Raw genomic sequence first — 13,794 nt, forward strand, 5'->3', positions numbered from 1 at the left:
GGGTGGGATCGGGATCCATAGCGCCTCCGGTAAGGGTTAAAAGGGAATGATTACGCAGCGGTATCATATACCCCGAAATGTAAACCGAACGTATACGACCGCAACTCGGGAAGCGCAGGGATAAACCAGACTTTACTCATTGTTGTTATTTGCTCTGAAGTGCAACACTTTCTGACTCTGCCAACCCCCATCGCCAGTATCAGGAGTGCTGCATGCCAAACCGGCTGACCATTAATGACATCGCGCGTTTAAGCGGAGTGGGAAAATCGACCGTCTCGCGCGTGCTGAACAATGAAAATGGCGTCAGCCAGCAGACGCGCGAACGGGTGGCGGCGGTGGTCAATCAGCACGGCTTCTCCCCTTCCCGCTCCGCACGCGCCATGCGCGGGCAGAGTGACAAAGTGGTGGCGATTATCGTGACGCGGCTCGACTCCCGCGCCGAAAACCTGGCGGTGCAGACCATGCTCCCGGCCTTTTATGAGCAGGGCTACGACCCGATCATGATGGAGAGCCGCTTTCAGCCGGAGCTGGTGGCGGAGCATTTGCAGATGCTGAGCCAGCGTAATATTGACGGCGTGGTGCTGTTCGGCTTTACCGGCATTACTCCCTGCCTGCTTGCCGCCTGGCGCGACTCGCTGGTGGTGATGGCGCGCGACGTCAGCGGCTTTTCCTCCGTCAGCTATGACGATGAGGGTGCCATTGAACTGCTGATGGCAAAGCTCTATGCAGAGGGCCACCGGCAGATCGCTTTTATTGGCGTCCCGCACAGCGATATCACCACCGGCAAGCGTCGCCACCAGGCTTATGAGGCGTTTTGCCACCAGCACAATCTGACGCCGCGCGCGGTGCTGCCCGGCCTGGGTATGCAGCCGGGTTACGATCACGTGGCGCAGGTGCTGACACCCGAGACCACGGCGCTGCTCTGCGCCAGCGACAGCCTCGCCCTTGGTGCCAGCAAATATTTGCAGGAACGGCGCATCGCGCTTCAGCTTGCCAGCGTCGGCAACACCTCGCTTATCAATTTTCTCCACCCGGAGATCCTCACCGTCGATCCGGGATACGCCGAAGCGGGTCGCCAGGCGGCCGCGCAGCTGATCGCCCAGGTGACAGACGTTGATGCCCCGCGCCAGCACGTCATTCCTGCCCGTCTGGTTTAACATTCATACGCTTTTTTGATGCATTTTTAAGCATGATGAAAGCGTGAAATTTTATATTCCCTCTGAATGCCCCGCCCGCTGTAGCGTCAGATTTTTACTTTGTCCTGCGTCAAAAAAGGCGTAAACATCTTTGATGCAAATCACTATATATAGAAATTAGAATGCCACCCGGCCCTACATGTTGTAGTTCTTGACTATTATACGAACAAACCTACCGCCCGGAATGCAGGTCATTCTGTGGATAATCGGGGCCAGAACGGGACGAACTTATTGGTTTTAATAATGAATAACCAACCGATAGGGCGTCTTTATCGTGTGGATAACCTGTTTTTGCAGAAGGGAGTGATCATGACACCGCATGTGATGAAACGAGATGGCTGTAAAGTGCCTTTCAGCTCGGCGCGGATCCAGGAGGCAGTCTGGCGCGCCGCAACCGCAGCGGGAGTCGATGACGCAGACTATTGCGCCACCGTCGCAGCAGTTATCAGTAGCCAGATGCAGGATCGCGCGCAGGTCGATATCAGCGAAATTCAGACCGCCGTTGAAAATCAGCTGATGTCCGGCCCCTACAAGCAGCTGGCGCGCGCCTATATTGAGTACCGTCACGACCGCGATATCGCCCGCGAAAAGCGTGGCCGCCTGAACCAGGAGATCCGTGGCCTGGTGGAGCAGACCAACTCGGCGCTGCTTAACGAGAACGCCAACAAAGACAGTAAAGTGATCCCGACCCAGCGCGACCTGCTGGCGGGGATTGTCGCCAAACACTACGCCCGCCAGCATCTGCTGCCGCGCGATGTGGTGCAGGCCCATGAGCGCGGCGAGATTCACTACCACGATCTCGACTACTCACCCTTCTTCCCGATGTTCAACTGCATGTTGATCGACCTGAAGGGGATGCTGACTCACGGCTTTAAGATGGGCAATGCGGAGATTGAGCCGCCGAAATCGATCTCCACCGCCACGGCGGTGACCGCGCAGATTATCGCCCAGGTCGCCAGCCATATTTATGGCGGCACCACCATCAATCGTATTGATGAAGTGCTGGCACCCTTTGTTACTGAAAGCTTTGAAAAGCATCGTAAAGTGGCAAACGAGTGGCAGATCGCGGACGCCGACGGCTATGCCCGCTCGCGTACCGAGAAGGAGTGCTACGACGCGTTTCAGTCGCTGGAGTATGAAGTCAACACGCTGCATACCGCCAACGGCCAGACGCCGTTTGTCACCTTCGGCTTTGGCCTAGGCACCAGTTGGGAATCGCGCCTGATCCAGCAGTCGATTCTGCGTAACCGTATCGCAGGCTTAGGCAAAAACCGCAAAACCGCTGTGTTCCCGAAACTGGTGTTCGCCATTCGTGACGGGCTGAACCACAAGTTCAGCGATCCAAATTACGACATCAAACAGCTGGCGCTGGAGTGCGCGAGCAAGCGCATGTACCCGGACATTCTCAACTATGACCAGGTAGTGAAAGTGACCGGCTCGTTTAAAACCCCGATGGGCTGCCGCAGTTTCCTCGGCGTGTATGAAGAGAACGGTGAGCAGATCCACGACGGGCGTAACAACCTTGGCGTTATCAGCCTTAACCTGCCGCGTATCGCGCTGGAAGCGAAAGGGGATGAAGCCGCTTTCTGGAAACTGCTGGATAGCCGCTTAGCGCTGGCGCGCAAAGCGCTGATGACCCGTATCGCCCGCCTTGAAGGGGTGAAAGCGCGCGTAGCACCGATCCTCTATATGGAGGGGGCGTGCGGTGTGCGTCTGCAAGCGGATGACGATATTGCGCCGATATTCAAAAACGGTCGCGCGTCTATCTCGCTGGGCTATATCGGCATTCATGAGACCATCAATGCCCTTTCCGGCAATAAACATATTTACGACAGCGAAACCCTGCGCGCAAAAGGGGTGGCGATTGTTGAGCGTCTGCGCCAGGCGGTGGATCGGTGGAAAGAGGAGACCGGCTACGGTTTCAGCCTCTACAGCACGCCGAGCGAAAACCTCTGCGACCGCTTCTGCCGCATCGATACCGCCGATTTTGGCGTGGTCGATGGCGTGACCGATAAAGGGTATTACACCAACAGCTTCCACCTCGACGTGGAGAAGAAGGTGAACCCGTACGACAAAATCGACTTCGAAGCGCCCTATCCGCCGTTAGCCAGCGGCGGGTTTATCTGTTACGGCGAGTACCCGAACATTCAGCACAACCTACGCGCGCTGGAGGATGTGTGGGATTACAGCTATCAGCATGTGCCCTATTACGGCACCAATACGCCGATTGATGAGTGTTATGAGTGCGGTTTTACCGGCGAGTTTGCCTGCACCAGCAAAGGCTTTACCTGCCCGAAATGCGGCAACCATGATGCATCCCGCGTATCGGTGACCCGCCGCGTGTGCGGTTATCTCGGCAGCCCGGACGCGCGCCCGTTCAACGCTGGCAAGCAGGAAGAGGTAAAACGCCGCGTGAAGCATCTTGGCAATGGGCAGATGGGTTAAGCCCGGCGATGTGCCCGATGGCGCTCCGCTTATCGGGCCTACGGTTGCGCCATACTGGTTTTTTGCAAAGCGACTCTGAAGCGATTTCGCAACACAGTTATGCCGGCAAGCAGGAAGCGATTTCGCAAAGCAATTGGCCTCATAACATGGCGGCAAACGAAGGAATCCCGGGGAGCTTACATAAGTAAGTGACCCGGGTGAGTGAGAGCAGCCAACACGGTTATGGCGTCAAGTGGGAAGCGAAAATGAAATATCATCAATACTATGCCGTCGACATTGTGAATGGTCCCGGCACCCGCTGCACCCTGTTTGTCTCCGGCTGCGTGCATGAGTGCCCAGGCTGCTACAACAAAAGCACCTGGCGGCTGAACTCCGGCCTGCCGTTTACGCAGGAGATGGAGGATCGGATCATCGCCGATCTCAACGACACGCGCATTAAGCGCCAGGGGATCTCGCTTTCCGGCGGCGATCCGCTGCATCCGCAAAACGTGCCCGATATTTTGAAGCTGGTAAAACGCATCCGCGCCGAATGCCCCGGCAAAGATATCTGGGTGTGGACCGGCTACAAAATCGATGAGCTGAACGCCGCGCAGCAGGAGGTTGTGGATCTCATCAATGTGCTGATCGACGGGAAATTTATGCAGGATCTGAAAGACCCGATGCTGATCTGGCGCGGCAGCAGCAATCAGGTTGTGCACCATTTGCGGTGATGGTGTTATTTCCTGAGTCAGGCTGTATTAAACGTTACGCAGTCATTAGATAAATTAACCCGCACATAATGAGTGCGGGCTTATTTTATTTATGCCGAGTCTGAATGATGTCTAATTTATCGCCCTTCTCTATCACACGGAAAGTTGAGACATAGGCTTTCCTTGTCGCTTTTTTATTCTCACTATCTGCACTTCTGTTTACTTCAATCTGGGTGAGGTACTCCTGACCTGATTTGAATTTAAATTCATCAGACTGGATACAAAAAAGCCCAGATTTTGCTTGTTTGGAAGAGGGATAGATGCACTGTTCCGATGGCTTTTCGAGGTTGTAAGTTATTGCCGATACCACCGCCTCATCACTCTGTAGAGGTAAAGACAAGCATATATCGTTATTGTTTACGTGAGCAGAGACGGGAGTCTCTTTCGTATATCGACGATCGAGGTTATCCCCCAATGTACAACCACTCACAACAACGATTAAAACTATAGCGAGTTTATTTAAGCTGTTCATTTATAGCCCCCGGAAAACATCATAAACACCACCTTTCTTATCAACCCAATTTAAAACCCGCAGTTACGCGGTAAAAATTAATGAGTTAAAACTAAGCTTGCGGTGCCAATGTAAAATATTTAGCGCCGTAAATTCTAACAAAATGAAAGAGTCATATATCTGTGTTTCCGCTTTTAATACGGCTTAGCGGGTAGAACATCCCCACATAACCGCTCTCAAAACCGGCTTACGCAGGCCATCGCCACGCGTTGAAAGGTGTCGAAATCGGCGCAGGCGCAGAGCCTGGCGGTGGCGCGTTCGCGCAGGAAGGTGACGAAGATATCGTAGATCGCCATCGCCTCTTCATACTCGCTTTTGCTGATCGCCAGTAAAAAGATAACGTGCGCCGTCTCATCGCCCCAGGCGATGCCCTGCGGGGCCAGCACGGTGTAAACCACGGTTTTCTTTGCCAGCAGGCCAAGGGCGTGCGGCAGCGCGATGCCTTCCCCGAGCATTGTGCTGACAATCGCTTCGCGCTCCACCACCGAATCGAGGAATTCGCCATCGACAAAACCCTCCTGCTGTAGCTCGCCGCAGAGAGTGCGGAACAGGGTTTGCTGATCCATCGCCTCATCGATAATGCGAAAGTGGGCGGCATCAAAATACTTCTTCAGCATCCACGGGCGGGTGCGATCCACCAGCACCAGTTTGCCAATCTGCTCCAGCTGGTAGTCGCTGGGGAACGGCGCGATGGTCACCACCGGTTTATCTTTTTCGCTGACGCGCGCGGTAGAGATAACAAAATCTTCCGCCAGCGTGTCGCACTGCTCGTAGTCGCGCAGCGTCACGGTGCGGGTAATGACGATTTGCGGATATTTGCGTGCCAGCACCGCTTCAATCATCCGCACCATCGCATTCCCGGCATCGCACACCAGCAGCACGCGCGGCTGGCGCTGGTAGCCAACGTTGTAGTGCCGCTCCAGCCCGACGCCGATATGCAGCACCAGAAAACCGATCTCGTTTTCGCTAATGGTATAGGGCGTATATTTCCCCCAGCTCGACACCGCCGCCAGCGTCATATCCCATGCCATCGGGTAGTGCTGTTTAATGTTATCCAGCAAGGGGTTAGGGATCATGATCTGGTAGCGCACGCGGGTGATCATGGTTTTGATATGGGTCAGCAGGTCGGCATGCAGCTGCGCATCGCCCTGCAAGTTGTAGTTATAGTGTGTGTTGATATAGCCAAGGATGTAGTTCACCAGCGTTTCGTCATCATCGGCGCTGATGGCGCTGGGTGCGGGATCCTGCACCCGCCGGGCGGCGATATGCACCCGCAGCCAGTGCTCCTCCGCCTCCGCCAGCGGTTTGCCCGCCAGCTGCTGCAACGCACTGGCAATATCCCGCGCGGCGTGATGCACCTGCTCATCACCATCGTCGGCGGTGAACTCCGAGAGCGGAAACCCCTCGCTGATACGCCTCACGGCAACGGCGCAGTAGAGCTGAATAAAGCGGTCGCCCTCATCGGTAAGGCGAATATGGTAGCGGCTGAAACAGTCGTGCAGAAACGGCGCCAGCGCCTCGGGCACGCCCGCGTTAAGGGCATCTTCGGTAATCAGCGGGTTATGGGCATTGTGCTGCGCCAGTTCCCACAGTAGATCGGTGAGGCAGGCGCGCAGCGCCATCTCGCTGCCGAAGAGCTTCATGCCGTGGCGCGGGCGGGTCTCCAGCGTCAGGCGGTAGCGGGAGAACCACTCGCGCACCTCAGTCATATCGTTTTGCAGCGTGGCGCGGCTGACAAACCACTCGTCGGCCAGATCTTCAAGCTTGAGCGAGAAGGCCGAGGTGAGGAAGCGCACCACCAGGTAATGCACCCGCTCCGGCCCGGTGCGCGGAATGCGCAGCGCGCGCGGACGGGTGGCTTGCAGCGCATGGTAAAGCGCGGCATCGAGCACCTTCAGCTGGTAACCGCTGCCGCGGCTCAAAATAAACTGCGCGCCGTGGTTCTCCAGCAACGCATTGAGCGCAGTGATATCAGCACGGACGGTACGCGTGGAGACCGACAGCCGCTGCGCCAGCTCATCCTGCGGCAGCGTCTCGTTTTGCAGCAGGCTGAAGAGTTGCGCTAAACGTTGGTTCGGAAATCGCACGTCGTTACCTCATGGTTAAAAGTGCCGGAGATTGCTGATATATATCCAGATAATCAGGCCGGGTAACCCCGGCGACAGGCCTTACACCAGCGCTTTAGTCATCATAAGCAGCTGGCGGACATCCGCCGGGCGGGTCTCGCCACTCACCTTATCAATAATTGAACTATAAATGTGCGGAATGATTTTGCTGACGCCCGCCGCCAGCGCTATTTCGACGATCTCGCTGAAATTCTCCAGATCGATGCCGCCGGTCGGCTCCAGCCAGAAGTCGTGTCGCGCGCAGGCTTCGGCTACGGCTTTGTACTCCTCGCGGCATTGCAACCCGCCCATCGGGAAATATTTGATTGAGCTGCCGCCCATATCTTTCAGCAGGGCAATCGCCGTTTCCACCGGCACAATCGCATCGGCGGCCTGGCTGCTGAGCGGCCCGGTTGAGATCTTTACCTGCCCCGGCGTGCCGGTGGGCGACACCAGACCATTAACCACCGTCTCGTTCTGCCCAAGCAGCGCGCGGCTGGTGCCTACGCCAGTAAAGACCTGGTTCACATGCTGCGGCTGCACTTCGCGGGAGATGGCGCTGACCATCGCCGACTGGTTCGGATCGCCCGCACCGAGGCCGACTGAGAGCGCATTATCGATCCTCAGCGCGTACTGGCGCATATCGGCCACCGCCGAGTCGATATCCGGGTAGTTTTTTGACAGCACGCCGACCAGCACATGCCCTTCCGCCGCTTCATAGATGGCGCTGGCGTTATCAATGCTGCCTGCCAGCACGTTCAGACATACGCGGTCGTGGTAAAAGTTGGGGGTCAGTTTCATGGGCGTGGCTCCTTATTCATTTCCTCGGCGATGCGTTGCGCGATGATGGTCAGTTGCTCGGCGCTGACGCTGCGCACATCGGCTTCGATAATCCCTTCATTGGCTTTGTAGCCGCGAAAATAGATGGCGTACTCGCCCTGTTTGAGGGCCTCGACCAGCTCACCGGTAGCAATGCAGGTGACGGCTTCATCAAATTTGATTTCACTGCGGGCGATATCTCGCCCGGCGCTGTCCCACACCACGCGGGCGCTAACGCCATTAAGGCTATTGAGCTGTTCAATAAAAGGCGTCATTTTGGCGACCATCTCCGCCCCGCTCTCCTTTTTCGCGCTGAGGTAGTGCTCGATGGCGCAGGTGAGGCCAAGAATGCCCTCTTTGCCCACCTTCATCGCGCGGCCAATGCCCGCCGTCTGGCGTTTCACCCACTCGACGTATTGCGTTTTGCCAATCACCAGCCCGCTGGTTGGCCCTTCAATCGCTTTCGCGCCGCTGTAGATCACCAGGTCGGCCCCGGCCCGGTAGTAGCACTGCAAATCCTCTTCGGCAGCGGCATCGACAATCAGCGGCAGGTTATGTTTACGCGCCACCACGGCGGCCTGCTCGACGCTGAGCATGCTCTTCTGCACACAGTGATGGGACTTGATAAAGAGGATCGCCGCCGTGCGTGGGGAGATCGCCGCCGCCAGCTGATCGGCGGAGCATTCGTTGGCGTAACCGGCTTCAACCACTTTGCCGCCGCCAAGCGCCACCATCGTGCCAACCGGCGCACCGTAGTTCACGTTGTGCCCGCGCGGCAAAACAATCTCATTATTTTCGATCTTGGTGCTGTGCAGGTTCTCCAGCAGCCAGTCGCTCTCTTTCACCAGCACGGCAGCAACGGCTTGCGCCAGCCCGGCCGAGGCGCAGGAGACGACGGTCGCGCCTTCCACATCCAGCAGCTTCGCGATGTAGTCGCCGGTTTTATTCACCAGGTCTTTCATTTCGAAGTAGTGGTTCATGCCCTGCAACGCCGCCTCCACCACTTCCGGGCGCGGGGTCGAGACGCCGAGCGCCGTCATGCGCCCGGAGGCATTAATCACCTGTTTTAACTGGTACTTCTCATAAATCGAAGACATGCTCTGCCCTCCCTTGTTCGGTCAGATAGCCCCGGCCCGCGCGAATGGCGGCCAGCGGCGTAAGTAACTGGTCGGCCTGCAAGGCGCTGTTCTCTGCATCATTGAACAGCACCGGCTGGCGGCGAAGATCGAAAATTGTCAGATCGGCATCGAAGCCAACCGCCAGACGCCCCTTCTTCGCCAGGCGCAGGCCGTCGGCGGCGTGGTCGGTCACGCAGGCGATCACCTGCGGCAGCGAGAGGCCGATGGCGAGAAACTTGGACATCACGTTCGCCAGCGATCGCACCGGGCCATCAATGCGGTTGCGGCAGTAGATATCGGAACTGATGGTGTGCGGCAAAATACCGAGGCCGATGGCCTGCTTCGCCACCGCAAAGCTGAAGCTGGCGCTGCCGTGGCCGACATCGAGGCGCACGCCGCGCGTAATGGCGCGAGTCACCGCAGCGCGCAGTTCGCCGCCCGGCGTCAGAATGCGGTTCGGCTTGCCGTTGTAGCAGTGGGTGATGATGTCCCCGGCGCTCAGCAGGTCGGCAATCTCATCGAGATTCGGCGGGTTATTGCCGATATGCACCATCAACGGCAGATCGCCATTCTCCTGCTGCATCGCCTTCGCGCGCTCCAGCGGCGTGATGCCGTTGTCACCAACCACACTGCTGCTCATGCGTGCCTTCAGGCCAACAACAAAATCGGGGTGGCGCTGCACGGCGTCGCGTACAGCGCGGGCGTCGATATTGTCGAGGTTCGCCAGCTCGTTCTGCGCAATCAGCCCGACGCGCGAGATATTAAGCAGGGCGTAAACGTCGGTCGTGGCCTGGCGGGTGATGGCGTAGAAGTCATCAATATCATCCGCGCCGGTGCTGCCAGCATCGATAACCGTGGTGACGCCGGTTTCAATCCCGACGCTGTCCGGCTGGTCGTGGTAAATCGGCGAGTTGGGGTAGCAGTGGACGTGGGAGTCGATCCACCCGGCGCTGACATAGTGTTTGCCCGCCAGATCGACGGTTTTCACCGCCGGGCCGCTAATCTCACCAAGTGCTGCGATTTTCCCGTCGCTGAGGGCAATATCCGTTACCGTATCGTCCACCAGACGCGCCCGGCGCAGGAGTAAATCAAACATATCTCTCTCCAGAAGTGACGGGTGCCGCAGCACCCGTATCGATCAGAGTGCGACCGGGAAGATCGCGCCCAGCAACATTGCGCCGAGGATAGCGCCGCCGGTAATCGGCTTTTGCCAGAGGTAAAAGAGCAGCGCGCCCACCAGCGAGCCAATGCCAATCGGAATCGAGGCGGTCATGGCGCTTAAGATAATCAGCGGGCCAAGAAAACGACCGGAAGCGTTACCCGCACCCATCATTACGTCTGCGCCGTAGGTGGAGTCGCTCTGATTAATGGTGAATTTACGCGCCAGAATGATCAGGTAACCAATCGCCAGGCCAATCACCAGCCCGGTTGCCAGCGAGGCAACAAAGTTGGCGACCGGGAAGACAAAGCCCGCGCCGAGCAGCAGCGCCGGGACGCCAAGCCCAACGCCGGTCTGGATCGCGCCGCCAATATCGAGAATGCCGACCAGCGACCCTTCGATAATGCGCGCAAACAGGAAGCTGGCACCGAAGGCGGCGACCGCGCCGTAAACGCCGGTATCCATGCCCGCGCGCAGCATCGAGACAAACGCCACTTCGTTAAACGCGCCGATGCCGTAGAGGTAGTACATGTGCGTTCCGGCAAAGACGCCGGAGGAGAGCAGACCAACGAAGATCGGGAATGACCAGTCGGCGTACCAGAAGCCTTTATTCTCTTCCATTGCAGATCCTTATTTGCCGCTCAGCGAGTTGTGGATGAGCTCCAGCCAGTTCGGCGCGCTCAGGTGGAATGACTCAATCATTTTCAGATCGAAGCCGCGGAAGAAGGCGCTCAGCACAAACAGGGCGACAATGGCGCTCATCATCACTTTGGTGACGCGGTTCCAGCCGCTCTCTTCCACCCCTTTACCAATCAGGATGCCGAGCACCAGGCCCGGTACGGCGTTGCCCATAATCAGCTGTGCTGCGCCGCCGAATACTGTCGCCCAGAAGCCCGATTTTTTGCCCGCGTCGATCGCCGCCAGCCAGAAGATCACCGGCATGATGGTGTTGACCAGCAGGTTAGCGGCGGGTACCAGCACTTTGACGGCGGTGACTTGCAGCGCGGCTGGCACGGAGGAAGCGGTGAGGTTAAGGAAGGTGACGACCACCATGCCGATCAAGCCACAGGCAATCGCCATCTTTTTCGGATTGTGCAGGGTTTCGCCGACGTTGCGGTTCTTGACCATCAGCGCCGCCGCGCCCCAGTTCGGAATGATGCGGTGGTCAACGTCCTGGGTGAACGAACCCGCCGCTACCGACGAAGCCCAGGCGTTAAAGAAGAAGCCTAAACCAAAGGAGAAGTGCGAAGCCGGATCCCCTTCGCAGGAGTTCAGCTCGCCCAGTGTACGAAATGCGCCCATTCCCTGAGTGGTTGGCGCGTGAAACATGCGTGCAGCCCCGGCGCCCACACCGACGCCGACCAGGCCGCCGATAATGAGCGATTTTATTAGTATGAGTAAGAACATCAGTCTGCCCTCTTCTACCCTGCCAGCAACGCCTGCGGGGTATGCGGTAAGTTAGTGCGTGACGAACTCCACCTTATCGAGATTGATGGCGGTCACGTTGACGGTCACGTCCAGCTCCACACTGTACGAGCGTCTTTCGCGACGCAGAAAGAGGAACAGAAAGGCCTCTTTGCGCGTCGTTTCCTGCGCCTGAACGACCTGCACATCCTGTGGCTCAATACGCAGTAAAATGTGCGGCGACGCCTTCATCACCGCGGCCTGAACATGGTTCAGCGCGTCAGCAAAGGCGCGCGTTTTGGCGTCGCCCTTGCCCTTCACCCTGACCGTGGTGGTGAACTGTTCTTTCATGGTTATGCGCCGTGTTTTTTCTGCCACGCCTGCACCAGGCGCTCGCCTAACTCTTCTTTATCCATAAAGCCGAAACCGAGTACTTTGCACCCTTCGTTGATGGCGGTGACGCCCTCGTCGATGGAGCGCATGCCGTGTTTCGCTTTATAGCCATATTTGTTCTGCGCGGTGATGGCGCCTGCGCCGCCGCTGCCGCAAAAGGAGATGCCGAAGGTGGCGTTTTCCGCGTTCATCACATCGCCGAGTTTCATATCTGCCGCCACGCCCGGTACCACTACCGCGCGGCCGCCCGCTTTCTCGACGCCTGCCGCAACTTTCTGCCCTTTGCCCAGGCGGTCGCCAATCACTACGGTAATCTGTTCCATGGTTTGCTCCTTAAAGGTTCTCTTTTGCCACTTCGAAGTGCACTGACAGCAGCCAGGCCTCTTCTTGCGGGAGATTGCCAAACGCCGCCACCACGTCATGGGCGAGGCGCATTGATTCAGGCGAGATCTCATCAAACAGGCTGGCATCCACTTCCGGCAGCGGCTCGCCGGTCACCGACCGGTGCGCCATCGCGCGAAGATGGGAGGTCAGCATCTGCTGCTGCACCGCATTCGGCGTGATGTTCTGCGCATGAAGCAAGGTGTAGACCTGCGACAGCATGCGCTCCGCCAGGGTTGCCGTTTGCGCCGCCTGTATGGTCGCATCGTTCATTACCGCTCCGTTATTCACTCGTCGTACCCCGTTGATGGCTCAGGGATAAAGCTAACGGCGCGAAGGCAGAGTTTGTAGCGAGGAGTTTTCCACTTCGAAGTGGAAACCGGGAGGGCGTTAGTGATCTGCGCCACAAAAAAAGCGCGCGGGGGGATTTTTCACTGAACGGCGGTCACAACGTTGGGCGATGAGGGTGGGATTTCATGCCCGATGGAGCAGAAAAAAAGGGGCAAGCGAGAGGAGAAAGTGTGAGGGGGATAAGGTTTGCTTATTGGGGGGCCGCTGAAACGGCGTAGGCCGGATAAGGCGGAGCCGCCATCCGGCAATGGGGTTACCACGGTGGAATGGTTCCGTTCACCATGCGTTCGGGAGTTTCATTAATCTCTTATGCGGTGAACGGGACAAGGGAAGCGGCCGCGCTCCCCTTGTCAATCCCCGCGGCCCCGCGAGGAAATCGGTGCTGCGCACTGCGCTCACCTCCCACGTGCCTGACTGCGGCCGGCTCGACTCGACATCCTGTCTCGGTTCGCCTCTGTCCGCCATCCATGGCGTCCAGACCTTGTCATTCACGCTTCGGTTCGCCGATTTCAGCGGGGACACAACCCCTCGCTGTGAGATCTTGGGTAAAAGCAATATCGGTGTGGCTGTAGGTACGGTTTGGTAGGCCGGATAAGCGTGTAACGCGCCATCCGACAATGGTGCCGCGGAAGTATTGCCGGATGGCGACTGCGCCTTATCCGGCCTACAACGGCGCATCACGTATGCCGGAAAACGGCATAAAAAAAGGGCCGCGACGGTGAGGTGGCGGCCCTTTCCTGATGGAATTCGGTTAACGGAATTTCTGATGATAGGTATTGCGGGTACCGGCAATATCCTTCGCTGCCGCCTTCGCTTCTTTCACTTTGCCTTCGTTCGCCAGCTTCATCGCGCCATCGATCTGGGCAATCAAAATATCAAAACCGTGGCGGAAATCTTTCATCTCCGGGCTGTCTGGCGCTTTACCTTCCAGCTTCGGCGGGGTCTCTTTCTGGGCGTCCTGCGCGGCGGTGCGCATTTTCCCTAACGCCTCTTTCAACTCAGAAGCATCGTCGGTTTTCTGCACCACTTTGTAGTTGTCATTCAGCGTTTCCATATCATCTTCAAGGTCAGCGGCAAAGACCGCTGAACCCACAAACAACGACGACACCGCAAGGATCGCTAACAGGTTTTTACGCATTGCTCATTTCCTTTTTTATTATCAC

General features: G+C 57.5%; 14 protein-coding genes. 3 read left to right on the forward strand and 11 right to left on the reverse strand.

Annotated elements, in window-relative coordinates:
- Positions 1 to 212 precede the first annotated feature (212 nt).
- From treR to nrdG, 3 genes are all read left to right on the forward strand, one after another.
- Positions 213 to 1,157, forward strand: coding sequence for a trehalose operon repressor TreR (gene treR / locus EH164_RS19785; protein WP_124970305.1), 945 nt, complete (start codon positions 213 to 215; stop codon positions 1,155 to 1,157).
- Positions 1,158 to 1,505: 348 nt separating this feature from the next.
- Positions 1,506 to 3,641, forward strand: a complete 2,136-nt coding sequence (gene nrdD, locus EH164_RS19790; protein WP_124970308.1) for an anaerobic ribonucleoside-triphosphate reductase — start codon at positions 1,506 to 1,508, stop codon at positions 3,639 to 3,641.
- A 245-nt stretch (positions 3,642 to 3,886) separates the two neighbouring features.
- Complete coding sequence (gene nrdG / locus EH164_RS19795) at positions 3,887 to 4,351, forward strand: anaerobic ribonucleoside-triphosphate reductase-activating protein (protein ID WP_124970311.1); 465 nt, start codon at positions 3,887 to 3,889, stop codon at positions 4,349 to 4,351.
- A gap of 85 nt (positions 4,352 to 4,436) precedes the next feature.
- Here nrdG and EH164_RS19800 read toward each other — a convergent pair whose 3' ends face one another.
- The 11 genes from EH164_RS19800 to cybC form a co-directional block, all read right to left on the reverse strand.
- Entirely contained in the window at positions 4,437 to 4,862 is a 426-nt protein-coding gene (locus EH164_RS19800) for a putative T6SS immunity periplasmic lipoprotein (RefSeq protein ID WP_124970314.1), read from the reverse strand.
- A gap of 215 nt (positions 4,863 to 5,077) precedes the next feature.
- Positions 5,078 to 6,988 (reverse strand): transcription antiterminator, encoded by a 1,911-nt coding sequence (locus tag EH164_RS19805; protein ID WP_124970317.1) that lies wholly within the window; start codon positions 6,986 to 6,988, stop codon positions 5,078 to 5,080.
- Between the two features lie 81 nt (positions 6,989 to 7,069).
- Positions 7,070 to 7,807: a KDGP aldolase family protein gene (locus tag EH164_RS19810; protein WP_042714055.1), complete on the reverse strand. Its 738-nt coding sequence runs from the start codon at positions 7,805 to 7,807 to the stop codon at positions 7,070 to 7,072.
- Complete coding sequence (locus EH164_RS19815; protein ID WP_124970320.1) at positions 7,804 to 8,922, reverse strand: DgaE family pyridoxal phosphate-dependent ammonia lyase; 1,119 nt, start codon at positions 8,920 to 8,922, stop codon at positions 7,804 to 7,806. Before EH164_RS19815 ends, EH164_RS19810 begins: the two co-directional genes overlap by 4 nt.
- Positions 8,906 to 10,039, reverse strand: a complete 1,134-nt coding sequence (locus EH164_RS19820) for an amidohydrolase/deacetylase family metallohydrolase (RefSeq protein WP_124970323.1) — start codon at positions 10,037 to 10,039, stop codon at positions 8,906 to 8,908. The genes EH164_RS19815 and EH164_RS19820 overlap by 17 nt, the downstream gene beginning before the upstream one ends.
- Before the next feature lie 42 nt (positions 10,040 to 10,081).
- Positions 10,082 to 10,723 (reverse strand): DUF4310 family protein, encoded by a 642-nt coding sequence (locus tag EH164_RS19825; RefSeq protein WP_023480214.1) that lies wholly within the window; start codon positions 10,721 to 10,723, stop codon positions 10,082 to 10,084.
- Positions 10,724 to 10,732: 9 nt separating this feature from the next.
- The gene (locus EH164_RS19830; protein ID WP_124970326.1) at positions 10,733 to 11,509 is read right to left on the reverse strand and encodes a DUF4311 domain-containing protein; all 777 of its coding nucleotides are present in this window, start codon (positions 11,507 to 11,509) and stop codon (positions 10,733 to 10,735) included.
- 51 nt (positions 11,510 to 11,560) lie between these two features.
- Positions 11,561 to 11,857, reverse strand: a complete 297-nt coding sequence (locus tag EH164_RS19835) for a DUF4312 family protein (protein ID WP_023480238.1) — start codon at positions 11,855 to 11,857, stop codon at positions 11,561 to 11,563.
- Positions 11,858 to 11,859: 2 nt separating this feature from the next.
- Complete coding sequence (locus EH164_RS19840; protein ID WP_023480243.1) at positions 11,860 to 12,222, reverse strand: SFCGS family glycine-rich protein; 363 nt, start codon at positions 12,220 to 12,222, stop codon at positions 11,860 to 11,862.
- 10 nt (positions 12,223 to 12,232) lie between these two features.
- Positions 12,233 to 12,571: a glycine dehydrogenase gene (locus EH164_RS19845; RefSeq protein ID WP_124970329.1), complete on the reverse strand. Its 339-nt coding sequence runs from the start codon at positions 12,569 to 12,571 to the stop codon at positions 12,233 to 12,235.
- 811 nt (positions 12,572 to 13,382) lie between these two features.
- The gene (gene cybC / locus EH164_RS19850; protein WP_023478426.1) at positions 13,383 to 13,769 is read right to left on the reverse strand and encodes a cytochrome b562; all 387 of its coding nucleotides are present in this window, start codon (positions 13,767 to 13,769) and stop codon (positions 13,383 to 13,385) included.
- Positions 13,770 to 13,794: the final 25 nt, after the last annotated feature.

The organism is Kosakonia sp. CCTCC M2018092, from assembly GCF_003864115.1.
GTDB lineage: Bacteria > Pseudomonadota > Gammaproteobacteria > Enterobacterales > Enterobacteriaceae > Kosakonia > Kosakonia cowanii.

Bases quoted from the DNA above. Each gene is read 5' to 3' on its own strand.
- EH164_RS19830 (WP_124970326.1), bottom strand. From the start codon at position 11,509: ATGTTCTTACTCATACTAATAAAATCGCTCATTATCGGCGGCCTGGTC.
- EH164_RS19825 (WP_023480214.1), bottom strand. From the start codon at position 10,723: ATGGAAGAGAATAAAGGCTTCTGGTACGCCGACTGGTCATTCCCGATC.
- treR (WP_124970305.1), top strand. From the start codon at position 213: ATGCCAAACCGGCTGACCATTAATGACATCGCGCGTTTAAGCGGAGTG.
- EH164_RS19800 (WP_124970314.1), bottom strand. From the start codon at position 4,862: ATGAACAGCTTAAATAAACTCGCTATAGTTTTAATCGTTGTTGTGAGT.
- EH164_RS19835 (WP_023480238.1), bottom strand. From the start codon at position 11,857: ATGAAAGAACAGTTCACCACCACGGTCAGGGTGAAGGGCAAGGGCGAC.
- nrdD (WP_124970308.1), top strand. From the start codon at position 1,506: ATGACACCGCATGTGATGAAACGAGATGGCTGTAAAGTGCCTTTCAGC.
- EH164_RS19840 (WP_023480243.1), bottom strand. From the start codon at position 12,222: ATGGAACAGATTACCGTAGTGATTGGCGACCGCCTGGGCAAAGGGCAG.
- EH164_RS19815 (WP_124970320.1), bottom strand. From the start codon at position 8,922: ATGTCTTCGATTTATGAGAAGTACCAGTTAAAACAGGTGATTAATGCC.
- cybC (WP_023478426.1), bottom strand. From the start codon at position 13,769: ATGCGTAAAAACCTGTTAGCGATCCTTGCGGTGTCGTCGTTGTTTGTG.
- EH164_RS19810 (WP_042714055.1), bottom strand. From the start codon at position 7,807: ATGAAACTGACCCCCAACTTTTACCACGACCGCGTATGTCTGAACGTG.
- EH164_RS19820 (WP_124970323.1), bottom strand. From the start codon at position 10,039: ATGTTTGATTTACTCCTGCGCCGGGCGCGTCTGGTGGACGATACGGTA.
- nrdG (WP_124970311.1), top strand. From the start codon at position 3,887: ATGAAATATCATCAATACTATGCCGTCGACATTGTGAATGGTCCCGGC.